This is a genomic window from Microvirga sesbaniae, assembly GCF_025460805.1.
Classification (GTDB): Bacteria; Pseudomonadota; Alphaproteobacteria; order Rhizobiales; family Beijerinckiaceae; genus Microvirga; species Microvirga sesbaniae.
This window is the reverse complement of the sequence record NZ_JAMXFJ010000015.1, coordinates 57,168-80,814: the sequence shown is the minus strand read 5'-3', so window position 1 is coordinate 80,814 and position 23,647 is coordinate 57,168. Positions and strand designations below refer to the sequence as shown.

33 protein-coding genes and 1 tRNA gene are annotated in these 23,647 nt (G+C 63.7%); 18 read left to right on the top strand and 16 right to left on the bottom strand.

Features of this window, described 5'->3' with window-relative positions; all coding sequences use genetic code 11:
* Positions 1-151: 151 nt before the first annotated feature.
* The 5 genes from OCW50_RS19855 to rpmH all read right to left on the bottom strand — a co-directional run bounded on the left by OCW50_RS19855 (position 152) and on the right by rpmH (position 3,817).
* On the bottom strand, positions 152-520 hold the full coding sequence (locus tag OCW50_RS19855; protein ID WP_262298670.1) for a DUF423 domain-containing protein: 369 nt from the start codon (positions 518-520) through the stop codon (positions 152-154).
* Positions 517-1,182, bottom strand: coding sequence for a ribosome biogenesis GTP-binding protein YihA/YsxC (gene yihA, locus OCW50_RS19850; RefSeq protein ID WP_262298669.1), 666 nt, complete (start codon positions 1,180-1,182; stop codon positions 517-519). Before yihA ends, OCW50_RS19855 begins: the two co-directional genes overlap by 4 nt.
* 195 nt (positions 1,183-1,377) lie before the next feature.
* The gene (yidC, locus tag OCW50_RS19845) at positions 1,378-3,237 is read right to left on the bottom strand and encodes a membrane protein insertase YidC (protein WP_262298668.1); all 1,860 of its coding nucleotides are present in this window, start codon (positions 3,235-3,237) and stop codon (positions 1,378-1,380) included.
* The gene (gene rnpA, locus OCW50_RS19840) at positions 3,230-3,664 is read right to left on the bottom strand and encodes a ribonuclease P protein component (protein ID WP_262269780.1); all 435 of its coding nucleotides are present in this window, start codon (positions 3,662-3,664) and stop codon (positions 3,230-3,232) included. The genes yidC and rnpA overlap by 8 nt, the downstream gene beginning before the upstream one ends.
* An 18-nt stretch (positions 3,665-3,682) precedes the next feature.
* Positions 3,683-3,817: a 50S ribosomal protein L34 gene (gene rpmH, locus OCW50_RS19835; RefSeq protein ID WP_027314822.1), complete on the bottom strand. Its 135-nt coding sequence runs from the start codon at positions 3,815-3,817 to the stop codon at positions 3,683-3,685.
* A 266-nt stretch (positions 3,818-4,083) separates the two neighbouring features.
* Between rpmH and OCW50_RS19830 the strand changes: the two genes are divergently transcribed.
* From OCW50_RS19830 to OCW50_RS19820, 3 genes are all read left to right on the top strand, one after another.
* Positions 4,084-4,881: a TVP38/TMEM64 family protein gene (locus OCW50_RS19830; protein ID WP_262298667.1), complete on the top strand. Its 798-nt coding sequence runs from the start codon at positions 4,084-4,086 to the stop codon at positions 4,879-4,881.
* Positions 4,882-5,036: 155 nt separating this feature from the next.
* Positions 5,037-6,473 (top strand): sensor histidine kinase, encoded by a 1,437-nt coding sequence (locus OCW50_RS19825; protein ID WP_262269782.1) that lies wholly within the window; start codon positions 5,037-5,039, stop codon positions 6,471-6,473.
* Positions 6,474-6,578: 105 nt separating this feature from the next.
* Positions 6,579-6,655, top strand: a tRNA-Arg gene (locus OCW50_RS19820).
* Positions 6,656-6,748: 93 nt separating this feature from the next.
* On the opposite strand, the gene OCW50_RS19815 is transcribed toward OCW50_RS19820, so the two are convergent.
* Entirely contained in the window at positions 6,749-6,916 is a 168-nt protein-coding gene (locus tag OCW50_RS19815) for a hypothetical protein (protein ID WP_262269783.1), read from the bottom strand.
* 147 nt (positions 6,917-7,063) lie between these two features.
* Between OCW50_RS19815 and OCW50_RS19810 the strand changes: the two genes are divergently transcribed.
* Positions 7,064-7,330: a GlsB/YeaQ/YmgE family stress response membrane protein gene (locus OCW50_RS19810; RefSeq protein WP_262269784.1), complete on the top strand. Its 267-nt coding sequence runs from the start codon at positions 7,064-7,066 to the stop codon at positions 7,328-7,330.
* Between the two features lie 61 nt (positions 7,331-7,391).
* Here the strand turns inward: OCW50_RS19810 and OCW50_RS19805 are convergent, their stop codons facing one another.
* On the bottom strand, positions 7,392-7,637 hold the full coding sequence (locus OCW50_RS19805) for a YgaP-like transmembrane domain (protein WP_262269837.1): 246 nt from the start codon (positions 7,635-7,637) through the stop codon (positions 7,392-7,394).
* Between the two features lie 226 nt (positions 7,638-7,863).
* Here OCW50_RS19805 and OCW50_RS19800 point away from each other — a divergent pair, with 226 nt between their 5' ends.
* The gene (locus OCW50_RS19800; protein ID WP_262298666.1) at positions 7,864-8,358 is read left to right on the top strand and encodes a YciE/YciF ferroxidase family protein; all 495 of its coding nucleotides are present in this window, start codon (positions 7,864-7,866) and stop codon (positions 8,356-8,358) included.
* Positions 8,359-8,435: 77 nt separating this feature from the next.
* On the opposite strand, the gene OCW50_RS19795 is transcribed toward OCW50_RS19800, so the two are convergent.
* The 3 genes from OCW50_RS19795 to OCW50_RS19785 all read right to left on the bottom strand — a co-directional run bounded on the left by OCW50_RS19795 (position 8,436) and on the right by OCW50_RS19785 (position 10,133).
* Positions 8,436-8,684: a hypothetical protein gene (locus OCW50_RS19795; protein WP_262269786.1), complete on the bottom strand. Its 249-nt coding sequence runs from the start codon at positions 8,682-8,684 to the stop codon at positions 8,436-8,438.
* Complete coding sequence (locus tag OCW50_RS19790; protein ID WP_262298719.1) at positions 8,671-9,240, bottom strand: acyl-homoserine-lactone synthase; 570 nt, start codon at positions 9,238-9,240, stop codon at positions 8,671-8,673. Before OCW50_RS19790 ends, OCW50_RS19795 begins: the two co-directional genes overlap by 14 nt.
* Before the next feature lie 155 nt (positions 9,241-9,395).
* The gene (locus OCW50_RS19785) at positions 9,396-10,133 is read right to left on the bottom strand and encodes a helix-turn-helix transcriptional regulator (protein WP_262298665.1); all 738 of its coding nucleotides are present in this window, start codon (positions 10,131-10,133) and stop codon (positions 9,396-9,398) included.
* 151 nt (positions 10,134-10,284) lie between these two features.
* On the opposite strand from OCW50_RS19785, the gene OCW50_RS19780 reads away from it, so the two are divergent.
* The 9 genes from OCW50_RS19780 to OCW50_RS19740 all read left to right on the top strand — a co-directional run bounded on the left by OCW50_RS19780 (position 10,285) and on the right by OCW50_RS19740 (position 15,797).
* Positions 10,285-10,671, top strand: a complete 387-nt coding sequence (locus OCW50_RS19780) for a helix-turn-helix domain-containing protein (protein ID WP_262298664.1) — start codon at positions 10,285-10,287, stop codon at positions 10,669-10,671.
* A 119-nt stretch (positions 10,672-10,790) separates the two neighbouring features.
* Positions 10,791-11,318 carry a hypothetical protein gene (locus OCW50_RS19775; protein ID WP_262298663.1) on the top strand — a complete coding sequence of 176 codons (528 nt, stop codon included), beginning with the start codon at positions 10,791-10,793 and terminating at the stop codon, positions 11,316-11,318.
* 11 nt (positions 11,319-11,329) lie between these two features.
* Complete coding sequence (locus OCW50_RS19770; RefSeq protein ID WP_262298662.1) at positions 11,330-11,722, top strand: phage holin family protein; 393 nt, start codon at positions 11,330-11,332, stop codon at positions 11,720-11,722.
* A complete protein-coding gene (locus tag OCW50_RS19765; protein ID WP_262298661.1) occupies positions 11,722-12,138 on the top strand; it encodes a DUF3618 domain-containing protein in 417 nt (138 codons plus the stop codon). Before OCW50_RS19770 ends, OCW50_RS19765 begins: the two co-directional genes overlap by 1 nt.
* A 21-nt stretch (positions 12,139-12,159) precedes the next feature.
* A complete protein-coding gene (locus tag OCW50_RS19760; RefSeq protein ID WP_262298660.1) occupies positions 12,160-12,867 on the top strand; it encodes a hypothetical protein in 708 nt (235 codons plus the stop codon).
* Positions 12,868-13,310: 443 nt separating this feature from the next.
* Positions 13,311-13,664 (top strand): response regulator, encoded by a 354-nt coding sequence (locus OCW50_RS19755; RefSeq protein ID WP_262298659.1) that lies wholly within the window; start codon positions 13,311-13,313, stop codon positions 13,662-13,664.
* 50 nt (positions 13,665-13,714) lie between these two features.
* A complete protein-coding gene (locus tag OCW50_RS19750; RefSeq protein WP_262298658.1) occupies positions 13,715-14,755 on the top strand; it encodes an apurinic/apyrimidinic endonuclease family protein in 1,041 nt (346 codons plus the stop codon).
* Between the two features lie 80 nt (positions 14,756-14,835).
* Positions 14,836-15,288 carry a response regulator gene (locus OCW50_RS19745; RefSeq protein WP_262298657.1) on the top strand — a complete coding sequence of 151 codons (453 nt, stop codon included), beginning with the start codon at positions 14,836-14,838 and terminating at the stop codon, positions 15,286-15,288.
* 185 nt (positions 15,289-15,473) lie between these two features.
* Entirely contained in the window at positions 15,474-15,797 is a 324-nt protein-coding gene (locus tag OCW50_RS19740) for an SWIB/MDM2 domain-containing protein (protein WP_213563760.1), read from the top strand.
* Positions 15,798-15,803: 6 nt separating this feature from the next.
* On the opposite strand, the gene OCW50_RS19735 is transcribed toward OCW50_RS19740, so the two are convergent.
* Positions 15,804-16,409 carry a hypothetical protein gene (locus OCW50_RS19735; RefSeq protein WP_262298656.1) on the bottom strand — a complete coding sequence of 202 codons (606 nt, stop codon included), beginning with the start codon at positions 16,407-16,409 and terminating at the stop codon, positions 15,804-15,806.
* A gap of 123 nt (positions 16,410-16,532) precedes the next feature.
* Here OCW50_RS19735 and OCW50_RS19730 point away from each other — a divergent pair, with 123 nt between their 5' ends.
* Together OCW50_RS19730 and OCW50_RS19725 are read left to right on the top strand one after the other, a co-directional pair.
* Positions 16,533-17,396, top strand: a complete 864-nt coding sequence (locus OCW50_RS19730; protein ID WP_262298655.1) for a D-amino-acid transaminase — start codon at positions 16,533-16,535, stop codon at positions 17,394-17,396.
* 53 nt (positions 17,397-17,449) lie between these two features.
* Positions 17,450-17,803 (top strand): hypothetical protein, encoded by a 354-nt coding sequence (locus OCW50_RS19725; protein ID WP_262269798.1) that lies wholly within the window; start codon positions 17,450-17,452, stop codon positions 17,801-17,803.
* Positions 17,804-17,839: 36 nt separating this feature from the next.
* Here the strand turns inward: OCW50_RS19725 and OCW50_RS19720 are convergent, their stop codons facing one another.
* The 3 genes from OCW50_RS19720 to OCW50_RS19710 all read right to left on the bottom strand — a co-directional run bounded on the left by OCW50_RS19720 (position 17,840) and on the right by OCW50_RS19710 (position 20,620).
* Positions 17,840-18,844: a coiled-coil domain-containing protein gene (locus OCW50_RS19720; protein WP_262298654.1), complete on the bottom strand. Its 1,005-nt coding sequence runs from the start codon at positions 18,842-18,844 to the stop codon at positions 17,840-17,842.
* 158 nt (positions 18,845-19,002) lie between these two features.
* Entirely contained in the window at positions 19,003-19,605 is a 603-nt protein-coding gene (locus OCW50_RS19715; RefSeq protein ID WP_262269800.1) for a DUF1134 domain-containing protein, read from the bottom strand.
* Between the two features lie 181 nt (positions 19,606-19,786).
* Positions 19,787-20,620 carry a 3'(2'),5'-bisphosphate nucleotidase CysQ family protein gene (locus OCW50_RS19710; protein ID WP_262298653.1) on the bottom strand — a complete coding sequence of 278 codons (834 nt, stop codon included), beginning with the start codon at positions 20,618-20,620 and terminating at the stop codon, positions 19,787-19,789.
* Positions 20,621-20,792: 172 nt separating this feature from the next.
* Between OCW50_RS19710 and chpT the strand changes: the two genes are divergently transcribed.
* Positions 20,793-21,434, top strand: coding sequence for a histidine phosphotransferase ChpT (gene chpT, locus OCW50_RS19705; protein WP_262298652.1), 642 nt, complete (start codon positions 20,793-20,795; stop codon positions 21,432-21,434).
* Between the two features lie 9 nt (positions 21,435-21,443).
* Here chpT and OCW50_RS19700 read toward each other — a convergent pair whose 3' ends face one another.
* Together OCW50_RS19700 and ctrA are read right to left on the bottom strand one after the other, a co-directional pair.
* The gene (locus OCW50_RS19700; protein ID WP_262298651.1) at positions 21,444-21,881 is read right to left on the bottom strand and encodes an EamA family transporter; all 438 of its coding nucleotides are present in this window, start codon (positions 21,879-21,881) and stop codon (positions 21,444-21,446) included.
* Between the two features lie 120 nt (positions 21,882-22,001).
* Positions 22,002-22,703 (bottom strand): response regulator transcription factor CtrA, encoded by a 702-nt coding sequence (gene ctrA / locus OCW50_RS19695; protein ID WP_009763776.1) that lies wholly within the window; start codon positions 22,701-22,703, stop codon positions 22,002-22,004.
* A 518-nt stretch (positions 22,704-23,221) separates the two neighbouring features.
* Here ctrA and OCW50_RS19690 point away from each other — a divergent pair.
* Positions 23,222-23,611: a flagellar export protein FliJ gene (locus OCW50_RS19690; protein ID WP_262269804.1), complete on the top strand. Its 390-nt coding sequence runs from the start codon at positions 23,222-23,224 to the stop codon at positions 23,609-23,611.
* Positions 23,612-23,647 lie beyond the last annotated feature (36 nt).

Sequence of the window (23,647 nt, the reverse complement as noted above, 5' to 3'; positions counted from 1 at the left end):
CCACGGCCCTCCTGACGACCGCCCGGGCCCAAACCGGGCAAGCCACTTGGGGCCCCGATGCTCCCCTCCGCTTGCGCATCGCTCATGGCGGGAAACCGGATCCACATTTCTGCACGATGCGCCGAAGGATGGGCCGGTGCAAACAACCCCGTCAGGCTCGCAGGCGCAGAAGCGCCGAGATTCCCACCATGAGCCAGCCCAGCATGAGAATTATGCCCCCCGCGGGCGCCGCCCTGGGAAAGAGCGCCGCGCCCGAGAAGGCCCGGCGGGAGAGGTCGCCGCAGAACAGGACGAGGCCGAGAATCAGCGCGTAGCCGGCGATCTGGGCCAGCAGGGGGTTCACGGCCCCGGCGGCGATCAGGGCCACGAGGGCGAGCAGGGCGGGGGCGTGGAACAGCAGGAACTGGGCCGCCGTGGCGAGATGGCCGCCCGTGATGTGCGCGGCGGCCGCCGACAGGCCGACGCCCAGAAGGCCCGACAGGGAGGCCAGGACGAGGAGGATCCGGGCGGCGAGGGTCATCCCGCGCCCCGTTCGCTCAGGAGCTGGGCCACCTTGGCGCGCAGCTCCGGAATGCCGAGGCCCGTGCGGCTCGAGGTCGGCAGGATCTCCGGATAGGCGGCGGCGCGCTTCTCGATCTTCTGCAGGGTCTCGGCCATGCGCTTGTCGAGCTCGCCCTTCTTCAGCTCGTCGGCCTTGGTCAGGACGATCTGGTAGGAAACCGCGGCCGTGCCGAGGGTCTGCAGCACCGTCTCGTCCACCGGCTTGATGCCGTGGCGGGCATCGATCAGCACGTAGACGCGGGCAAGGCTCGCCCGGCCGCGCAGATAATCGTGGATCAGCTGCGTCCAGGCCGCGACCTTCTCCTTGTCGACGGCGGCATAGCCGTAGCCGGGCATGTCGACCAGATGGAAGCGGTCGTTGATGTTGAAGAAGTTGAGCTGCTGGGTGCGGCCCGGCGTATGCGACGTGCGGGCCAGCGTGTTGCGCCCGGTCAGGGCGTTGACGAGGCTCGACTTGCCCACATTGGAGCGCCCGGCGAAGGCGATCTCCACCTTGCTCATGGGCGGCAGGTTCTTCAGGGAATTGGCCGCCCAGATGAAGTCCGCCTCGCCGGCAAAGAGCTTGCGGCCGATCTCGAGGAAGGGGTCGACGTCCGGGTTCGGGGGGCTTGTCTCGGTCATGGGGTCCTTATCGGCGCTCGGACGGCATTCTTCAAGGCATCCGGTCGAATTCCTGTCCGGGAGCCGGATCGCAGCGCCCCAAACGAAAATCCCCGGGACGATGCCCGGGGATGATCCTGATCGGTCCGCGGCCGGTCCGCTCTTGGCCGGTCCGCTCTTGGCCGGTCCGCTCTTGGCCGGTCCGCTCTTGGTCGGTCAGCCCTTGGCCGGGCTGGCCTTGCGGCTGAACGTCTTGCGCAGGTTGTCCCACAGCTCGATCTTCACGCCGTTGCGGCGCATGATGAAGCCCTGCTGGGTGACCGAGAGCAGGTTGTTCCAGGCCCAGTAGATCACGAGGCCGGCCGGGAACGAGCCGAGCATGAAGGTGAAGATCACCGGCATCCAGGAGAAGACCTGCTTCTGCACCGGGTCCGGCGGCTCCGGGTTCATCTTCATCTGCAGCCACATGGTGATGCCCATGATGATCGGCCACACGCCGAGCATCAGGAAGTGGCCGATCACCGGCACGGCGCCCGGGTTGTAGGGCAGGAGGCCGAACAGGTTGAAGATCGTGGTCGGATCGGGAGCCGCGAGGTCGCGGATCCAGCCGAAGAACGGCGCATGGCGCATCTCGATGGTGACGAAGAGCACCTTGTAGAGCGCGAAGAACACCGGGATCTGGATCAGCACCGGCCAGCAGCCGGCCACCGGGTTGATCTTCTCCTTGCGGTAGAGCTCCATCAGCGCCTGCTGCTGCTTCATCTTGTCGTCGGCATAGCGCTCGCGGATCGAGGCCATCTCCGGCTGCACCGCCTTCATCTTCGCCATGGAGGCGTAGGACTTGTTGGCGAGCGGGAAGAACAGGGCCTTCAGGATCACCGTCACGAGCAGGATCGCGATGCCGAAGTTTCCGAACAGGCGGAAGAAGAAGTCGAGAACCTTAAACAGCGGCTTGGTGATGAAGTAGAACCAGCCCCAATCGATCAGGAGATCGAAGTTCTTGATGTTCAGGGTGTTGTGGTAGGCGTCGACGGTCGCGACCTCCTTGGCGCCCGCGAACAGGCGCTGGGTCACCTCCGTGCTGGCGCCGGGCTGGAGCGTCTGCGCCGTGCCGGCCACCGTGGCCTGATAGGTGCGGTCAGCCGTCTGGCCCTGCTGCGAGGTGAACGATCCCTGGAACGGCTGGCTCTGATCGGGAATGACGGCGGCGGCCCAGTACTTGTCCGTGATGCCGAGGAAGCCGCCGGTGACGGAGTTCCAGATCTGGCCGACCGTGCTGCCGCCCGAGATCGGCTCCTTCTTGTCCAGGTTCGCGTAGGTGATCTCCTGCAGGCCCTCGTCGCCGAGAACGCCGATCATGCCCTCGTGCAGCACGTAATAGCCGAGGGTGACGGGCCTGCCGTGGCGGGAGACGAGGCTGTAGGATTGCAGGGTCACGGGGGCCGCGCCGCGGTTCTCGACCGCGTCCTTGACCGTGAACATGTACTTGTCGTCCACCGAGATCGTGCGGCGGAAGACCAGGCCCTGCTCGTTCTGCCAGGTCAGGGTGACCGGGCTGCCCGGGGTCAGGGAGGTCTTGTCGGCCGTCCAGACCGTGTTCTGGTTCGGCAGGCTGCCGGCCTGGGCGCCGACCCAGCCGAACTCGGCGTAATACGGGTTCTGGGTGCCGGTGGGCGACAGGAGGACGATGATCGGGCTCTTGGGATCGACCGTCTCGCGGTAGTTCTTCAACGCCACGTCGTCGATGCGGCCGCCGCGCAGGTTGATGGAGCCGGCGATCGCGGGCGTGTCGATGGCCACGCGCGGCGAACTGGCCAGGGCGGCCTCTCGGGTCTGAACGGCCGGGGCTGCCGGCGTGCTCGGAACGGTCCCCGGCACGGTCGGCGAAGCCCCGCCGGCCTGGCTCGGGCTCGGGGGCGGGTTCGGCGCCGTGGGGTTGGCCTGCGTGGATTGCGCCTGCTGGGCGGCCTGCCGCTGTCTTTCGGCCTGGGGAGCCGCAAAGAAGTACTGCCAGCCCAGCAAGATCGCCAGCGACAGCGCGATGGCGACGATGAGGTTTCTATTGTCTTCACGCATGGGAATGTCCGCGACGCTCGCCGTTGGGGGGAGGTGAGGAAGGGTGGCGACGCTCTGCCGGCGGGGCGCTTTTCGGCCTGGTGACGGCCCGCAGCGCGCGTCGGAGATCGTCGATGAGCAGGTCGAAATCGGCGGTGAGGATATCCCGTCGCCCGATGACGACGACGTCCGCATCGATATTCGCGTAATCCTGGCCCGCCGTGGGAATGGCAGCCCGGAGCCGGCGCTTGATCCGGTTGCGCTCGGTGGCGTGGCCGACCCGCTTCGTGACCGTGAGGCCGAACCGCAGGCCGAGGCCGGAGCCTTCGCGCAATCGAGCCTGGACCGACATCCGCTCGGTATGAAAGCGGCGGCCAGAGGCCGCCGCGACGAAGTCAGGTCTTTTCGTCAGACGCCCGAGGCTTAGCTCTGCGCGAGGCTCGCGCATCGGGCGATCCCAGGCTGCTTACGCCGACAGGCGCTTGCGGCCATGGGCGCGGCGAGCGGCAATGACCTTGCGGCCACCCTTGGTCGCCATGCGCGCACGGAAGCCGTGGCGGCGCTTGCGAACCAGCTTGCTCGGTTGATACGTCCTCTTCACGGCACATCTCCGGTCGAATGGGGCAGCGGTGCTCGATGGCTCGCGCCCGTCTGGTATGATGGGGTTGCCCCCGAAACTGTCTCGAAAAAACGATCAGCGCCCCAGAAGAGCGCTGTCAGCTTGCGGGCTTATGACGGAACGGAGGGGCAAAGTCAACGCCGCTCTGGCCCTTATGCGGCAATCGGCCCGGTGTCACGGCCGCACCGGCGGACCGGTGGGCTCGATCCGGCGAAGCCCTACATAAGGCCCGGAATTCAGGAGGGTCCGTGGCCGACACGCAGCCAAAACTCGATAGCCCGAAGGAGCCGAGACGTCTCCGGCGCATTTTGCCTCTCGTGCTGCTCGTCCTGGCCATCGGCGGCGTCTTCGCCACAGGCCTGCACCGCTCCCTGAGCTTCGAGGCCTTCATCGGCTACCAGTCCTGGCTTCAGGGCCTCGTGGCAGCCCACCGATGGGCCATGCTGGGGCTTTTCGGCCTCGTATACGTGGTGGCCGTGACCCTGTCGCTGCCGGTTTCGGCCTTTCTGACCACCATCGGCGGCTATCTCTTCGGCTGGGCGCTCGGCGGAGCGGCCGCCTCCGTGGCGGCCACCCTGGGGGCGACCAATCTCTTCCTGATCGCCCGCACCGCCCTGGGGCGCCCGCTCCTGCAACGGGCGGGCACCCGGATCCAGAGCCTCGCGGCGGGCTTCCGCAGGCAGGCCTTCCTCTATTTGCTGTCCTTGCGCCTGATCCCCGTCGTGCCGTTCTGGCTGACCAATCTCGCGGCTGCCCTCTTCGGCATGCGGGTGAGGTCGTTCGTGCTCGCCACCCAGCTGGGCATGCTGCCGGTCTCCTTCGCCTTCGCCGTTGCCGGGTCGGGGCTCGACGAGGTGATGTCCAGGCATGAGACGATCCGGGCCGAGTGCGTGGCGGCAGGTCGGAGTGAATGCGCGGTCGATTTCAGCGCCGGGAGCCTGTTGACCCCCCGGTTGATGATCGCTCTGGCCATCCTGGGGATTCTGGCGCTGGTCCCGGTCGCCGTGAGGCATTGGCGCGGCGGGGCTCCCAGGGAGGAGATATGAAGGAAAGGGACAAGGGAGGGGCGGGCTTGATTCAAGCCCAACTCCCTTTATCCCAGCTGATGTTGGATCGGGCGGTGGAGTTTCTTGAGCCGTCAGATCAAAATCCCTGATCACAGCGGCCGGGTTCATGGTTCGCTGCCTGGAATGAAACCGGAATGAGCCGCGAGCAGACCACCTTGGCAGGACGCTTCTTGAGCCAGTTCGGGCTCTCCGCGCGCCTGCTCCTGCTGACGGTCCTCTTCGTGATGATCGCCGAGGTGCTCATCTATGTGCCCTCGGTGGCCAATTTCCGGCTGACCTGGCTCAACGACCGCCTGGCGGCGGCCCAGATCGCCGCCATGGTGCTCGACGCCGCGCCCGAGGAGAGCCTGTCCGAGGAGTTGGAATTGCGCCTCCTCCACGGGGTCGGGGCCAAGGCGATCGCCCTGAAGGGGGGAGGGCGCAGGAGCCTGCTGGCCACCGGTGACGTGCCGCCGGAGGTCAGCAAGACCGTGGATCTGCGCGACGCCAAGTGGATGACGCTGGTTCAGGATGCCTTCGATGCCCTGTTCAATCCGGCCGACAAGCCGATTCGGGTCATCGGGGCCGGCATGGGCGTGGAGTTCGTCGAGATGATCCTCGATCAGGCGCCCCTGCGCCGCGCCATGATCGAGTTCTCGCGCAACATCCTGTTCCTGTCCCTGTTCATCTCCATCATCACGGCGAGTCTCGTCTATCTGACCCTGCAATGGGTGATCGTGCGGCCCGTCCGGCGGCTCACCGGCAATATCGCGGATTTCTCCAGCAACCCGGAGGATGCCTCACGGGTCATCCAGCCGACCGATCGGGTCGACGAGATCGGCCTGGCCGAGCAGGCCCTGGCCCGAATGGAGACGACCCTGGCCGACGAGCTGCGCCAGAAGCGGCGCCTGGCGCAGCTGGGGCTGGCCGTGAGCAAGATCAACCATGAGCTGCGCAACATGCTCACGACGGCCCAGCTCCTGACGGATCGCCTCGACCGGGTGAGCGACGAGAGCGTCCAGCGCATTGCCCCCCGGCTCGTCAGCACCCTCGACCGGGCCATTGCCTTCTGCGAGACCACCCTGGCCTATGGCCGGGCAACCGAGCCGCTGCCGCAGCGGCGGATGATTCCCCTGGCGCCTCTGATCGATGAGCTGTCGAACCTGACCGACCTGGCTCCCGAGGTGGGGATCATCTTCGAATCGCGGGTTCCTGAGGATCTCCTGGTGGATGCCGATCCGGACCAGCTCTCCCGGGTCCTGGTGAACGTGGTCCGCAATGCGGTCCAGGCCTTGAGCCAGACCGGCTCGCCCGAGGGACAGCCCCGGGTCGACGTAACCGCCTCCCGGGAGGGCGGCACGGTGTGCATCCTGATCAAGGACAACGGTCCCGGCATCCCCGAGAGGGCGAAGGCCAACCTGTTCACGCCCTTCCAGGGCTCCACCCAGAAGGGAGGCACGGGCCTGGGCCTGCCGATCGCGGCGGAACTCGTTCAGCTTCACGGCGGGACGATCACCCTCGACGAGAGCCATGGCAAAACCTGCTTCAAGATCACGATCCCGGACCGCCTGTCGTCCGCAGGGGCAAACTGAAGCTTTCCGCACATCTTCTGCACGAAGAGGCTTGCCAACCGGATCGGATCCCTCTATGTCACCGGCCTCGGCCAACGTTGCTTCCCGCAACGACCTGCCGACCAAGCGCCCGTAGCTCAGCTGGATAGAGCACCAGACTACGAATCTGGGGGTCAGAGGTTCGAATCCTTTCGGGCGCGCCATTTCCTTCCGACATCGATGCATGAACGTCGAAGGTTCGAGGCTACGGCCTCGCATGCCGCAGCCTCCCATCGGCAATTGATCGTTCCGGGTTTCTACACTTCGGCCGCAGGCGTGACCCCGAGGTCATTGAGCTTGGCGCGGATTTCGGTGACCGGCCGCTTCAGCTTCAGGCTGATCACCGATACCGGGATGCCCTCGCGGGCAAGGGACAGAAGCGCTTGGACGGATTCGTAGTTCCAGTTTTCTCCGGCAGGGCTCATGGCAGGCCTCTCCATGCGAAGGGAGCGCAAGCGTCTGCCGCAAGTGAGGCGAGATCATGAAAAAGAGCGCCTGGGAAATCTGTCTGCCGCAACCTTAGCCGAAGCTGTGCGTTCCTTGTGGAGGCAACGCAGACCAAGGACCGCAACATGAGCATTATCTGGACCATCATCATCGGCTTCGTGGCTGGCGTGATCGCAAAGTGGATCATGCCCGGCCGCAACGAGCCGTCGGGCTTCATCATGACGACCATCCTGGGCATCGTGGGTGCGGTCGTGGCGACCTATCTCGGTCAGGCTCTGGGCTGGTACCGGGCCGACGAGGGGGCAGGGTTCATCGGCGCGATCGTCGGAGCGATCGTCGTCCTCTTCATCTATGGCCTGATCGCCGGACGTCGTTCCACGTCGTCGTACTGATCTCGTCCGGGAACGGGATCTCAACGCCAAGGGCCACAGCAGCGCTGTGGCCCTTCTTGCATCAGCCGTCGTGAGCGATGCGGCCGCTTCCGCCCGTGAGGGCCGCCTTGACGGGGCAGTTGCCCACATAGCCGCGCCAGGCCAGATAGGAGCCGCCCAGGAGGGCGAGAATGTTCAAGAGCGGGTTGGGGCGCGGCTTGGCTGCCGCCGCCGCAAGGCCGAGACCGGCCAGCATGTAGGCGCCGCGCTCGGCCGTGCTGAGATTGGGCTCTCCGCTCATCAGCGATCCGGTGCTCGCCGGGATCATGTTCGTCACGTCGGTTCTCCTTGTTGGACCTTGGCCGAACGCGACGTGGAGCGGTGTTGTTCCCCCGATGACCGAGCGGATTCATCGGTCGACGATCCAGGATACGGACAGCGTCCCGAAGCGGCTCGTGCGACGATATCGTCCGACGAGGAGCCGCCGGAAAAACGTCGAGGAACCCCAAAGCTTGACCTTCGTTGAGTCCACGCTCAACCGAGGAGTTGTTACGATGGCAGCCAAGGAAAAGACCCTGAACGACCTGTTCCTTCATACGCTGAAGGACGTCTACTATGCCGAGAAGCAGATCCTGAAGGCTCTGCCGAGAATGGCCAAGAATGCCGAGTCGGAGGAGTTGCGGCAGGCTTTCGAGACCCACCGCGACGAGACCGAAGGCCAGATCGAGCGCCTGGAGAAGGTGTTCGAAATGATCGGCAAGCCGGCCCGCGGCGTGCAATGCGAGGCCATCAACGGGATCATCGAGGAAGGCAAGGAGGTCATGGAAGACTTCGCGGACAGCGAGGCTCTGGACGCCGGCATCCTGGCGGCCGCGCAGGCCGTCGAGCATTACGAGATCACCCGCTACGGCTCCCTGAAGACCTGGGCGCAGGAGCTCGGCATGGACGATGCCGCAAAGCTCCTCGATCAGAACCTTCAGGAAGAGAAGAAGACCGACAAGCTGTTGACCGATCTCGCGGAAGCCCGCGTGAACACGAAGGCAGCCTGAGGACCTCGCGTCGACTGCAAGGTCCCGTGCTCGTGGAGAGCACGGGGCCTCTTCGCGGTTGTCTCGGAGGACGGGCCTCAATGGCGATGAGCGAGGCCCGGCGTGACCTTCGTGTCCAAGATCAGGCGCATGGTTCCCGAAGGGGCGATCTCGAGCGAGGCTCTCATCGTGTCGGGATATTCCACCAGATGCATGAAGGCGAGGAGCCTCAAACGGACGATGGGAGGAAATTGACCAAGGAGATGCGCCAGGTTCTGAGACGCGCGGTCGATCATCTCCTCCTGGATGAAGGAGGAGAGGGGAAGGTTCTCATCAGGCGGCGACATGCGGCACCCGATCGATGAGAGGGCGCATCCGGCCGTTGCGAACCAGGGCAGGGGCATGCAGACCTGCGAGCTTTCGAACCTGATCAAGGCTCGCCTCTGAGATCTCGATCTCTGCTGCGATGCAGGGCTGATCTTCGATCAGGGTTGGCAGCCCAAGCGGACGGACCTTGAAACCGACCTGATGCCAGCGGGGAAGCCACCACATCTCGACCACTGCCGTAACGCCCGTGACGCCTTCCTCGAGGCAGAATTGCTGCAGTGCAGCAAGAAGGCGGCAATCCGTCCGTCCGACCCTTCGTTCCTTGACGACGAAGTATCGTGTCCATTCCAGGATATGCTGCGCCCGGGGAATGCCTCGCTGCGTCATATGACCGAAGACCTCGCTCAGCATATGGGGCGCATGCGTGGGATAGAGGCGTTGCCCTCCGACGACGCGGCCCCGATCGATGGCAAGAAGGTAAATCGCGCTTTCATTGTCGTAGACATCGATCTCCTGCCCGTCGGCGCAGTTCAAATTCCTCCAGCCGCGTTCTTTGACGAAGACGTCGTGCCTCAGTCGAAAGTATTATCCGACCTCGTCTTCGTAGGATGAGCGATTGTCGTTGGTAATCACGTGAACTTGCGTCATCTATGCCGTCCCCTTCATTGTTATGGAAGGGTTCTGACGCACTCGAACGACAAAAGATATTGTAGGAATCTACAGGGGAGGGATTAAAGGCCGATCAACTTGTATTGCAGCGCCCGGGCGACCGCCTGTGTCTTGTTAACAGCCTCAAGCTTCTGACAGGCGCTGGCGATATGGGCCGTCACCGTACGTTCCGTAATCCCCAGAATGTCACCCGTATCGGCCGCTGATTTCCCGTTCGCTGCCCAGACAAGGATTTCACATTCCCGCGGTGTCAGGATCTTGGCGCCCGATTGCGGGTTCGGAGCGAGCAACTGCCGCGCACGCTCGAACGCGTACATGGCCATCAGATGGACGGCCGGTTTCGTCCGAGGGGAAAGGTCCAGATGGGCCCCGCTCATGGAAAAGCAGGCCTCATAGCCGTTGATGCCGTGGATCGGCAGGCAAAAACCTTCCCTCATTCCGAAATCGACGGCCCTGTCCATGACTTCGGCAGCCTTTGGCTCCTCGGCCCGATCATAAGGGGCCTCCGACCATTCGAAGGGGCGAGTGGTGGTCTTGCAGAGGCGAATGATCGGGTCGGACCGGATGTAATCGTACTTAGCGTAGATCTCGAACCAGCCGATGGGCCACTTTCTGAGAAGAACAACCTGTTCGAAGCTTTCCCGGGGATGGGGCAGCCCGGTGATGATGAAGGTCTCGAAGCCGAAGAGCGTAAATGACCTCGCCACGGCGTCCACAACCTCTTCCGGGCTGGCCAACGAGTCCAATAGGTCAATCATATCAAACGCTTCAGTGGCGTAATCGAAGCTCTGTCCGGCCAAGGCTGCCTCCGCACGACGTTCCATGCGCCATTGATATATTGTATCCTAATTCAACCCGAGGGGCAAATATGTGACAATGCTACCAGTGGTTGATAAAGTGGACATAGGAAGCATTCACGGGAAGCATTCACGAGAGTAGCAGGAGCGTTATTTGCAGAAGAAGTCTCCCAATCAGATCGACCGGCATATCGGAAGCCGGGTCAGGGCCAGGCGGATCATGCTCGGAATGAGCCAGGAAAGGCTCGCGGACGCCCTTGGGCTTACGTTCCAGCAGGTCCAAAAATACGAGAAGGGGGTCAATCGGATCGGCGCGAGCCGCCTGCTCCACATTGCGGGCATCCTGGACGTGAACATCGAGTTCTTCTTCGGCGGCATTCCGGGCTTCCAGGCGGGCGGGTTCGCGGACGACGGCCTCATGGCCGAGTTCCTGACCAGTTCGGAAAGCAACCGCCTCGTGCGCGGCTTCGTGAGGCTGAAGGACGACGAGGCCCGCCGGAAGGTGTCGGACCTCGTCGATTGGCTGGTCGCGTCGAGCTGAGCGTCCCGCCTGCAACCCGGGCAAACCACGAAGATCCCTCCAATGCATTGAGTTCCGGAGACGTCCGGAACCTGCCGCGCTTCTAATGGTTACTCACTCACGATTGAGAGAGGTTGGCCATGGGCGTGGGACAGCAAAACACCGACAGGCAGCAGGACACCGGCAACGAGGATTGGGATGCGCTGAAGGGTGATGTCGGCGACATTGCAGGCGTTGCCGTGGAGCGCAGCCGCTACTTCATCGATTCCGCCAGGGAGCAGGCGACGGATTATGTCGACCGCCGCAAGGACGATGTCGCGCAGTCCGTTGCGGATTTCGCCACTTCGTTGCGGGAATCCACCCATTCTTTCGATGAGCGGCCCAACATTCGTGCCGTGGTCGATACGGCAGCCGAAGGATTGGAGCAGCTTGCCGAGTCCATCCGGGAACGCACCTTCGCGGACTTCTTCAACGAGTTCGAGGATGTGGTCCGTCGCCGTCCGGCGACCGTGGCGGCCGTATCCGTGGCCGTGGGCTTTCTCGCGGCGCGCTTCATCAAGAGCACGGCCGAGGATCTTCGCTACGACGGAATGAATGCCGGCCAGGGGCAGGGCGGGCAGGTTCGTGCGCGCCAAGCCCAGCACGCGCGTTCCAGAACCGGCGCCTGACGGAGGCTGCCATGCACAGCAACGGCAACCAAACCATCCAAGGCCTCGTCGGTGAGGCGCTCCGGGAATCGACCGATCTTGCCCAGAAGGAATTCACCCTCTTCAAGACCGAGGTTTCCCAGAATATCCGCACCCTGTTCTTAGGCCTCGCCATGGTGGTGGTCGCGGCAGTCTTCGCCATTGCGGCCCTCATGCTGTTCACCGAGTCTCTGGTCGAATGGCTTGCCACCGTGGTCAATTCGGAGGCGCTTGCCGCGCTGATCGTTGGCGGCGTGCTGGCCTTGATCGCCATCGGTCTCGGGCTCTGGGGACGCAGCGCCATGACCTCGTCCACGCTCATGCCGCAGCGGACGATGCGTTCGCTCAAGCGCGATGCGGAAGTCCTGTCCGAAAGAGGTGCATGATGACGACACAGAGCCTGCAGGAGATGGAGCGGGATATCGAGCGCAGCCGCGCTCAGCTCGACCAGACCATCGATCGTCTCCAGGACAAGATGTCCGTCTCCGGTGTCGTCGACGACATGCTCGGTACGGCCCGGAACGGCCCGTACGGGCCGCTCTACGAGCAGGTGCTGGACACGGTCAGACGTAACCCGGTGCCGGTCATGCTGATCGCCATGGGCATCGGGCTTCTCGCCTACAGGCTCGGACGGTCCGCAGCGCCGCGGCGAACCCGCCTGATCGCGGCCGATGAGGATCTGATCACCGAGGAGCATCTCCTGATGGAGATGGAGGATTCACGCCTCTATGGGGCCGAGGCCGCGCCCTTGCATTCGTCCGACCCGATGTTCGAGCGCCCCGGCGTCAATTCCCGCCTTTGATGGATAGAACAGGAGTTTCCTATGGCCAATACGAAGAATGACACCGGCAAGCCGACGGACAAGCCGAGCGGAGCTCAGTCCGGGACGACGGGCAATGTCTCTGCCGGAACGTCAGTGGGCAATATCGGCGAGGCGCCGATGCCTCACGCCCATGAGCAGAAATCCACGCAAGCGTCGGCTTCCGCGGGCGGAAGTCAGGGCGCGGGCCAGCAGAGGAACCAGTCGTCCCAGCAGCATGCGCAGGGGCAGGGCGATTCCATGGCCGGCAAGGCTCAACAGGCCGCCGATCAGGTGCGCCAGAAGGCGGAAGATGCCTATGAGGGTGCGTCCGACTGGGCCCGCGACACCTACGAGCGCGCGTCCGGATGGGCGTCCAGCACCTATGAGGGCCAGCGCCGCCGCGTGAACCAGATGGGCGGCCGCTCGGCCCGGGCTTTCGGCAGCGCCCGCGGAGGTGTTCAGAGCTATGTCTCGGAAAACCCGATGGTCGTCGGCCTCGTGGGTCTCGCCGCAGGTCTGCTCCTGGGCGCTCTCCTGCCGCGCACCCGCCGTGAGAACGAGATGTTCGGCGAGTGGGCGGACGAGGTCCGCAACCAGGGCCTTCGTTACGCCCGTGATGCTGCCAATCGCGGCCGTGAATATGTCGAAGAGACTTTCAACGGCGACGACGCGCGCTTCAGCCGGCATGAGAGCGAGTTCAACGGCCAGCGGGATGCCAACCAACACTGAGGCATGAGCCGCCAACCACGATCGGAAGCGCCGGCGAAAGCCGGCGTTTTTCATGGGCCTGTGCCCGTGTGGGCGACAGGCTGGGCCATGAGCCGGTGCGGAGGGAGAAATGGCAACGGCCACGGCGAAACGATGCGCGTACATCCGGCGTCATCGTCTCGGCATCGTGACCGTTTCTGGCAGGCGATGATGCCACCAGGATGACCCTAAAATAGGAATGGGGACCGATGAATTCAAGATCTCCCCGGTGAATGGCTCCCGATCGACGGACGCGGCGCAACCCTTTTCTTAACCTTATTCCTTTGAAAGACGTTTCTTCGAAAGACATGAGGGAACGAGCTGCTTCCCAACTTGTTGGCTCTGCACAAGGATAAACTTTCCTATCCCCGGTGAGTGTGGTGCGAGAGACGGTCCGCTTGCGGGTCGGATGGCGGAGTTGGGGCATGCGTATTCTGATCCTGGAAGACGATCCGTGGATTGCGACGGATCTGCAATCCATTCTCGAATCCGAAGGGCATGAAGTCGTCGACTCGCTCGGCTCCATCGACGAGGCCTACCGACATCTCGATGACGAATTCGATTGTGCCTTGCTCGACATCGACGTCATCGGCGGAAAAAGTTTCGGCGTTGCCGAGGCTCTCATCGAGCGACGAATCCCATTCGTGTTCGTGTCGGCCTCGAGTCCCTCCGACCTGCCCGAACCTCTTTGTCAGGCGGCCTTCGTCGCGAAGCCGTTCGAGGAGCGGGCGCTTCTCCGATCCGTCGAGCATCTCACCGTCAATCCTCTGCCCTGCTGACGACGCCGCAGGCGGGAACCTGTGACGATCCGATAACGTCATCCCTGGTCATGCAACACTCCCGTTTCGGCTTCTGCTGCAAGTACATTCCCGAGGATGGCGATGCCCAATCCGCGCGGGCGATGAACACGAGCACGGTGACCATGGCCTATCTCGGACGGCTCGATCCGAAGGCGGCCTACGACAAGCTCAGAGGGGTCGTGGCTCATAACCTGGAGGCGTTCCGGCTGCAGATCGCCCATGTGGCGACGCGACCGAAGATCGAGCGTCTGCATCGCCTGTCGAGCGATCTTCTTCCGGGCTACACGCATCCGGGCTGCAAGGACTTCTACCGTGACCCGGATCTGCGCCGTCTGATCGACGCGAAGCTCGCCGCGATGGGGCGGTTCGCCCGGGACAGCGACGTGCGGCTCAGCATGCATCCCGGCCAGTTCTGCGTCATCGCGTCCGCCAATCCGGCCGCGGCGGCGAACGGTCTGGCGGAGTTCGAGTACCATGCCGAGATCATGGCGCTCATGGGCTACGGTGACGGCTGGCATCCGCACGGCGCCCACATCAACATCCATGGCGGTGCGAAAGCGCTGGGGGCCGAGGGCATCAGGAGCGGGCTCGCCCGTCTGTCGAACACGGCCCGCAATCTCATCACGATCGAAAACGATGAGGTCAGCTTCGGCCTCGACGATCTCCTGCCGCTCACCGACGACGTGCCGCTCGTCCTCGACCTGCATCATCACTGGATCATGAGTCAGGGCGAGTACATGGAGCCGGACGACCCCCGGATCGCCCGCATCATCGCCTCCTGGCGCGGCGTGCGGCCCGTAAGCCATGTGAGCGTGTCCCGGGAAGACCTGCTGCCCGATCAGGACATCGGGGCGCTGCCGGATTTCCAGGCTCTCGTCGCCGCAGGAATCAAGCCAAGGGAACTGCGCGCCCACTCGGATCTCATGTGGAACGAGGCCATCAACGACCTGGTGATGCGTCATTTGGCTTGGTCCGATTTCGAGATCGAAGCGAAATTCAAGAACATCGCGTCGGAAGGCCTGGCTCATCACGTGGAGAAGCGTCAGGGTTCCGGGGCTGTTATGGAGTAACGTAACGCGAACATGGGTGGGCCTGGAACCAAACCGTTTCGGCGGCGTTGTCGGACATTGTGCAACGAGTCAAGAAGTCGATGCCCGCCGAGCCTTCCACCGTTCTGCTCGTTGAAGACGAGCCTCTCATCCGCCTCTTCATATCAGACCTTCTCGAAGAAGCCGGTTTCAAGGTGGTCGAGGCTGCCAACGCCACGGAGGCCCTGGTGCTTCTCGAGGCCGGCCTTCCCGTCAACGTCCTTCTGACGGACGTGGATATGCCCATGGGCTGCAACGGGTTCGAACTGGCTCATCGGGTCCATCGTTCCTGGCCGGGAACCGAGATCCTCATCATGTCGGGTCGGCAATGGCCGTCCGAGGGGGACCTTCCGCCCGGAGCGGCGTTCCTGGCCAAGCCGTGCCCCAACGAGGCCATCGTGTCCCATGTGATTTCCGCGGCGGAGCGGACGAGACGCTTCACCCATGTTGCCAAAAGTCCACGGCCCCCCGCCGAACATGCGGCCAAGATCCTCCCATTCCCGAAAACCGCCTAAATTCCTGAACTCTGGCTTGCTGATGACGTTGAGCGGACATAAGCTCTGCCGGAATTGACCTTCTGTCAGGGGGCCGGACTCCAGTATGCCTTTCCGCTACGTCCGACCGAAGGCTGGTCAATCAGCTTTTCGGGCCCGAGTGACGGCCGTCGACGAGCTTTCCCATACCATTCCCGGAGGAATACATGCCGACCAAGACTACAGACGGAAAAGCCGGTGCGAAGAAGGCTGCAGACAAGCCTGCCGCTAAGAAGGCTGCCGGCTCCAAGCCCAATGCTCTTCAGAAGCCTCTGCAGCCGTCCAAGGAACTGGCCGCCATCGTAGGCTCGGATCCGCTCCCGCGCGGCGAGGTCGTGAGCAAGATCTGGGATTACATCAAGAAGAACAACCTTCAGAATCCTGAGAACAAGCGCGAAATCCTGGCTGACGACAAGCTGCAGCCGATCTTCGGCAAGCCGAAGGTGACGATGTTCGAGATGAACAAGCACCTCGCTCAGCATCTGAAGTAAGCCTCGTCAGGAATCCTGCCGCCACTGCGTGAGCGGCAGGATATCCGGCCGCTGACCCGGGGCCTTCTCCCAGGGATCAACCGCCCAGGCCGTTCCGGACCGTTTCTCCGCGATGACCGCCGTGAAATGCGGATAGCGTCCGTCCAGGAAGAAGCCCCGCGATTCCGGATATTCCACGATATGATGGGTGAGAAGGCCCTGCTCTTGCAGAACCAGGAGCAGGCTCGTGGTGTTGGTGGTCTCGTCCAGGCAGTCCATCTGACCATAGACGCCGGACATCTGGGGCGGAGACCCCGGCACGTCGGGCTTCCCGCCCAGGGACGTGGCAAGATAGGCGGTGTAGGATCTGATCACCTCGCCCAGAGCCCGCCGCTCCGCATCCGGCGAAGCCTGACCGGATTTCAGAGCCGCCCTGGCCCTGTCGATCCAGGTTCCATCGACCGAGATCGCCATCCGACGCACGCATCCATAGCCGTGACAGGCAATGATCCGGCCGCCCGACGGGCCGACATAGCCCTGCTGGTTGAACCAGCTCTGGGCCGGAAGGGATCCTGCCGCGGCGGATGAAACGGTGAACAGGAACGGAAGGGCTTTCAAAATGAGAAGTGGCATCGATCTCATGATGGGGATACCTATCGCCGGCGTCGCTGCGGGTGCCCCGGTTCATATAGATCGGACCGTTCGTCTGCCCATAGGTTAAGCTTGGTTGAGTCGGGTTACGACTTTGGAGGTCTCATGTCCCGCATCGTCTTCCTCAATGGATCCTTCCTGCCGATCGAAGAGGCCAAGGTGCCCTTCATGGATCGAGGCTTCATGTTCGGGGATGGCGTCTATGAAGGCATCGGCATGCTCGACGGGCGGCTGATCGACAACGAGGCCCATCTGGAGCGCCTGGAGCGCTCTCTCGCCGAGATCCGCATCCCCAATCCCTATACCAGGGCCGAGTGGACGTCTCTCCAGGAGGAATTGGCTCGCCGAAACGCCATGACGGAGGGCTTCATCTACTTCCAGGTCACCCGCGGCGTCGCCGAGCGTGACTTCTTCTTCCCGGAGAACACCAAGCCGACGGTCGCGATGTTCACCCAGGCCAAGGCCATTGCCGCAGCGCCCGCGGCGCAGACGGGGATCGCCGTCGTCACCGTGCCCGACCTGCGCTGGCAGCGGCGCGACATCAAGTCGATCAACCTGCTCGCTCAGGTTCTCGCCAAGCAGGCGGCCCGAGAGGCCGGTGCGCAGGAGGCCTGGCTGGTGGAGGATGGTTTCGTGACGGAGGGGGGCTCGTCCAGCGCCTTCATCGTCACGACGGGCGGCAGCATCGTCGTGCGTCCGCTGTCCAACGCCATCCTGCCGGGCATCACGCGCAAGTCCCTGCTGGAACTCTCGAGAGAAGCCGGGATCAAGCTCGAGGAGCGCCGCTTCACGGTCGAGGAGGCCTATGGCGCCGCCGAGGCTTTCCTCACCAGCGCGTCTAACTTCGTCCTTCCCGTCGTGTCCATCGACGGGCGGCCGGTCGCCGACGGCAAGCCGGGCCCGATCACGAAACGGTTGCGGGAGCTCTACCTGACCATGGCCGGCTCACCGGCCCTGGCCGCCGAGTAGCTGGGCCGGAACCCCCTCCTGGGTCGCTCGTTGCCTTTCCAAAGGAGCGACCCATGAAGCGTGTGTTGGTCTTATCCACGATCCTGGCAGCCGGCCTCGGCACGGCTGCCCTGGCGCAAAACCCCGAGGTTCTGAGGCAGCAGGCTCCGAACATGCCTGCTCCCAGCCAGATGCCGGCCGAAAAGGTCGAGCCGGACAGCAATCTCTCCGGCACGAACGGACCCTCCGAGACTGGTTCGACCAATACCTTGAGCGACAAGCTGGAGCGTTCCGACGGGGTGATCCGTCCGCCGGAGAATGCCACACCGGACATTACCGTGCCGGCGCCTGTCCCTGATCCGGGCACCACGCCGGTCATTCGCCCGCCGGGAAGTCCCGGGGGCAATCAGCAGGTACAACCCAAGTAGTCGCACCGCCTTTGACGGTTCCGGCGCTCGGCGGGGCTACTTTCCCGCCGAGCGCCGGCGCTTGCCGTCACGGGACCTGTTGTTCTCGCGGTCCTTCCCGTTCCCGGGCTGGCTGCCGCTTTTCATGATCTGAGCGGCCACTTCGGAGATCTCGCGGCGGAGTTCGTCGTTCTGGCCCTGCGAACTCTCCAGCCCCGCAAAGCGGGCCTGAACCTCGTCCCGCTCGCTTTCGATCTCCCGGATCTTCTGCTCCAGGATCAGGCCGCGTTCCTGCTCGGCGGCAAGACTCTTGGCCAGCTCGGCCAAGCGCAGGCGCTCGTCCGAGAGCTCGCTGTGGCGCTCGCCCAGCGCTCTCTCGAAGTCGTTGCCGCGGGCGGTCTGGGTCATCAGGCGGGTTTCGAGGTCGGAAATGGTGATGCGTTTGGTGTCGAGCTCGCTCAGGGAGGCCGTAAGACGCCGTTGCGCATCCGTGAACTCGGTCTCGAGACGGGAGAGCTTCTCGTCCGCGTGGATGAGCTCGTTCCTGAGCTTGGCGCGCTCCTGCTGCGCCAGATCCAGTTCCATGCGGGTGTTCGACAGCTCGTCCAGGGTGGCCCGGTGGGCATTCTCGAGAGCGGCCAGCGTCTCGCGCGTGCTCGAGAGATAGGTTTGCGTCTGCGTCTGATCGGCCTCGGCGGCGGCGAGGCGTGTCTGGGTCTCGGCCAGCCTAGTCTCAAGCTCCGACACCGTCCTGTCCCGTTCGGCCAGGGTGGCTTCGAGAGCCTCGATGCGGATGGCCCGACGGCCGAGCTCTTCCATGCTCTCGTGCTTGAAGGCGAGGGCCTCCTCGGCCTTGCGCTCGATGCGCCGCTGCAGCACGGCGAATTCGGCCCGGAGGTGGTCCTTCTCCGCCGTCAGCTCCGAAATCGACATGGGAAACAGAGCCTCGGCCCTGCGTCGGGCCAGGCGCTCCGCTCGCGCATTCACGGCCGGGATGATGAGAAGCGCGATGAGGGATGCTGCAACGAACCCCAGCGCAAAGATCATGATGCTTTCGATCACGCGGACGCCAACTCCAAGATGCTTGACCGGTAACGCTCAAGCACCTTGACTTGTGCCTGCGCAGCTTTCCAGAGCCATCGTGCCCCAGACGGCCCGTTGTAGCGCATTCGCGGGCCGTTTCCACTGGCTGGCGGGCAGATGCCGGCCCGCCCTGTGTCCTAGAACGGATTCCAGGTCGGTTCCGAGGTGAACTTCAGGTACCCGACATTGACGCCGAGACGGGCGCCCACGCCGGCCCGGATCGGAACCACGATCATCTCGTCCGCGGCCACGGCCGTCACGCCGAAGCCGCCGATGAAATAGGCCGAGCCGTCGATGCCCACGAAGCGCTTATAGAGGGCCTCGGTGAAGGGCATGTTGTAGACGAGCATCATGGTGCGGGCTCCGTCGCCGCCCACATCGAAGCCCAGCGACGGTCCCTGCCAGAAAATGCGACGGTCTCCCGCGTTGCGGGTGAAAAGCTTGCCCTCGCCGTAGCGCAGGCCGCCGAAGAAGGCCCCGGAGGCTTCCTGACCCAGGATGTAGCCGTTGGGCTCGCCCCACCGCCTGATCGCCTCCTGGAGAGCAAGGGCGAGACCGCGGGAGGCCGAACCGAAGAACTGGTGTCCCGACTCGACCAGTTCGTTGGAATTGAACGAGTTGGGATTGCCGGGATTGCTCGCGTAGGCGCGTTGAACGGATTGCGCCGAGGCCTGGAAGGGCAGGGTGCCGATCAGGGCGGCAAAGGCCGCTGCCGCAAGGAACGTGGATCGGGAGCGCATGGGCTATCTCCTCGCATGAGACAGGGGGCCGTCCGGCCGCTCGGGCCGGAGGGCTGCTATCGAGGCCCGAAGTTTAAGATCATCAACCCTAACAATCTCTGTACGGAAAGCCCAAGGGACGCGCGGGATTCATCATTCCGACCGGCAACGTCGCGAAAAATTCCCCGATCGGTCGTGGGATTCAGGCGACCGAGGCCGAAACCGGCAGATCGAGGCGCGTCGCGAGAGCCCCATCGCCGATCGCCGCGAAGGGGCCGTTGCGGTAGCCCCTTCCTTCGTGGCCGTAGGTCAGCGGAGCGCCGCCCGGCCCGACGACGCTGCCGCCCGCGCAGGTGAGAATGTGATCCCCGGCCGCCGTGTCCCATTCCATGGTGGGGCCGCAGCGTACGTAGACATCGGCCTCGCCAGACGCGATGAGGCAGAATTTCAGGGCCGACGAGGTCATGCGCCGCGTTCCGATCGACAGGGCCGACAGGCACGTTTCCGTCGCCATGTCGCCGTGACGGCGGCTGACCAGGGCCACGAGGTCCTTCTCGGGGGCTGGACGAACCCTCGCCTCGCGCCAGTCGAATCCCGCCTCCAGACTGTCCGGCAGGGGACTCTTGAGGGCCGTGTCCCCGGCGATCCACACCGATCCCATGGCCGGAGCCGCCACCACGGCCGCCACGGGCCTGTCGCCGTGGATCAAGGCGATGTTGACGCTGTATTCACCGGTGCCATGAATGAAATCGCCGGTCCCATCGAGAGGGTCCACGAGGAAGAAGTAGTCGTCCGTCTGCGTGGAGCTGGAGGTTTCCTCCGCCACGACCGGCACGCCGGACCACGATTCGTCGAGACGTTGGATGATCAGCCGTTCGGCTGCGAGATCCGCCGCCGTCGTCGGAGTCCCGTCATCCTTGATGCGCTTGTCGACGATGGCACTTTCCATGCCGCGCAGGATGCGGCCCGCCTCCCAGGCGATATGGGCGAGCTTGAGGGCGATCTCGTCGGGATTCTGACCATCGAAGCGCATCATGGCTTTGTGCCTGCTCCCTTGAGACCTGTCGATCTCTTTTTGCCCGCTTTTCAAAGAACTCATAGCCGGGTATCCGGGTTCACGTTCTCTTTTCTGTTTGGCTGTATGCATGCTGGTCGAAATCTCGATTTCATGAACACATAGCTGACATTACGGTGCTTCCGGAGCCCTCATGGCCACGATCTCGCTCGATTCGCTCGACCTCGCCGCTCTCCTCTGCTCGCGCGTCTGCCACGACGTGATTTCCCCGGTGGGCGCGATCGTCAACGGGCTGGAGGTTCTGGAGGACGACAGCGACGCCTCCATGCGCGACTTCGCGCTCGATCTCATCAACAAGAGCGCCCGCCAGGCCTCCGCCCGGCTGCAATTCGCCCGGCTGGCCTTCGGGGCGGCCGGATCGGCGGGGGCCTCGATCGATCTCGGCGACGCTGAGCAGGTGGCCCGTGGGCTCTTCCTCGACGACAAGATCTCCTTCTCCTGGTCGTCGCCGCGGCTCCTCTTCCCGAAGAACCGGGTGAAGCTGCTCCTCAATCTGGTCATGATCGCCACGGCGGCCATCCCGCGGGGCGGCTCGATTGCCGTGACCGTCACGGGAGATGCGGAGAACTGCGCCTTCACGATCGTCTCGAAGGGGCTGAATGCCCGCATTCCCGCACATTCCGAGGCGCTGCTGGCGGGCAATTCGGAAACCGGCACCGTCGATGCCCACGGCATCCAGATCTACTATGCCGGCATGGTGGCGCGCGCCTCGAGCATGAGCGTCGCCTTCAGCCTCGAAGGCGACGAGGTGACGATCAAGGCCGCCTTGGCCTGAGGCTGCCGGTCAGCCCTTATAGGCGACGAGAACCGCGCCCGACGCGATCAGAGCGATGCCGATCCAGTTCGGCATCGCCAGCTTCTCGCCCAGAAACAGCACGCCGAACAGGGCGACGAGCACGACGCTGAGCTTGTCGAGCGGGGCGACGCGGGCCGCATCGCCGAGCTTCAGGGCCCGGAAGTAGCAGAGCCAGGACGCACCGGTGGCCAACCCGGACAGCACAAGGAACAGATAGGTCCTTCCGGAAATGGAGGCAGGCGCCTGCCACTGGCCGCTGGCGACGAGGATCCCCCCGAGGACGAACAGGATCACGACCGTCCGGATGAACGTGGCGAAGTCCGAGTTGATCTGCTCGATGCCCACTTTGGCGAAGATGGCCGTCAGAGCCGCGAAGGCGGCTGAAAGCAGGGCCCAGAACTGCCACGAGACAAGAACGGATTTCATGCAGGCCTCCCGTACCGTCAACAAAAAAGCCCGGGTCTGAACCGGGCCTTTTTGGGTGTGCCATCGATCGCGAGGCTTAGAGCTGTTCCCACTCACGTGGAATCAACTCTCTAAAATGCTCTAGATCGCGATGCGCTCTTCCGCCTCGTTCGGCTCGCGCAGCACGTAGCCGCGGCCCCAGACGGTCTCGATGTAGTTGCGGCCCTGCGAGGCATTGGCGAGCTTCTTGCGCAGCTTGCAGATGAAGACGTCGATGATCTTCAGCTCGGGTTCGTCCATGCCGCCGTAGAGGTGGTTGAGGAACATCTCCTTCGTGAGGGTGGTGCCCTTGCGCAGGGAGAGGAGTTCCAGCATCTGGTACTCCTTGCCCGTCAGGTGAACGCGGGCCCCGCTGACCTCGACCGTCTTGGTGTCGAGGTTCACGATCAGGTCCCCGGTGGTGATCACCGATTGGGCGTGACCCTTCGAGCGGCGGACGATCGCATGGATGCGGGCCACCATCTCGTCCTTGTGGAACGGCTTGGTCAGATAGTCGTCGGCCCCGAAGCCGAGGCCCTTCACCTTGTCCTCGATGCCGGCCATGCCGGACAGGATCAGGATCGGGGTCTTCACCTTCGCGACGCGGAGCGTCCGCAGAACCTCGTAGCCCGACATGTCGGGCAGGTTCAGATCGAGAAGGATGATGTCGTAGTCGTAGAGTTTGCCGAGGTCGATGCCCTCTTCGCCGAGATCCGTCGTATAAATGTTGAAGTTCTCGGACTTCAGCATCAGTTCGATGCTTTGCGCTGTCGCGCTGTCGTCTTCAATCAGAAGTACGCGCATGTTCAATCCCCAGCCCTTGCCCTTGAGCTTGAGAGCAGCGGAAGACTGCCCATCCGACGCCGGGCCTGCGACGGATGCTCTTTTGAACTGATTCGAAACGCTAATTCAGAATGGTTAACAAACACTGATTCTGGGATGCAAGCGCTTAACGACCTTGGCCGGCAGATCATCCGCCGAAGACGATTGTCCTGTGGATTCTGGGTAACCATAGGGAACCGCCTCACATCATCCCAAATTCTTGTAACCTAAGCGTTTCAGGTGAATCCGGAGGCGGATCCGGTCTGGCCGCGCCCGTGACCGACCCAGTGTTAACGAAACCGGTAAACGAAAGGTTTACAAAGCCGGACGACGTCGCTCCCGGGCCCATGCGCGCCGCAGGGGAGCCAGGGGATAGGAAATTTTTTGTCGCAGGCGGTAAGGAAAGCTCAACCTCCGTGGGCGATGGTCGGGCATGTCTGGCGGATAACTGAGCGATCCGTGAGATGCAGTGAAACAGCGACGTGTGGAGTTGAATCAAGATGAAGTCGCGGGATACGCTCATCCGCCTCAAGCGCTTTCAGGTCGACGAGAAGCGTCGACGGGTGGCGCAGATCGAGATGATGATCGCCGAGTTCGACCGCATGGCGGCTGACCTCGACCGGGAGATCGCGGCGGAAGAGCAGAAGGCCGGCATCGCCGACCCGAACCACTTTGCCTATCCAACCTATGCGCGCGCCGCGGCCCAGCGCCGCGACAACCTCCGCCACTCGGCTCAGAACCTTCACATCCAGCTCGACGACGCGAAGGCGGAGCTCGGCGAGGCCTTCGAGGAGCTGAAGAAGGCCGAGAGCCTGGAGGATCGCGAGCGGAGCCTGGATGCCGCGATCAGCCAGACCGGGCAGGGCCGCGCCGTCCGCGCCACCGCCTGACCGTCCGAACAATTCCCGTGATCGAAGGGCGCGCTC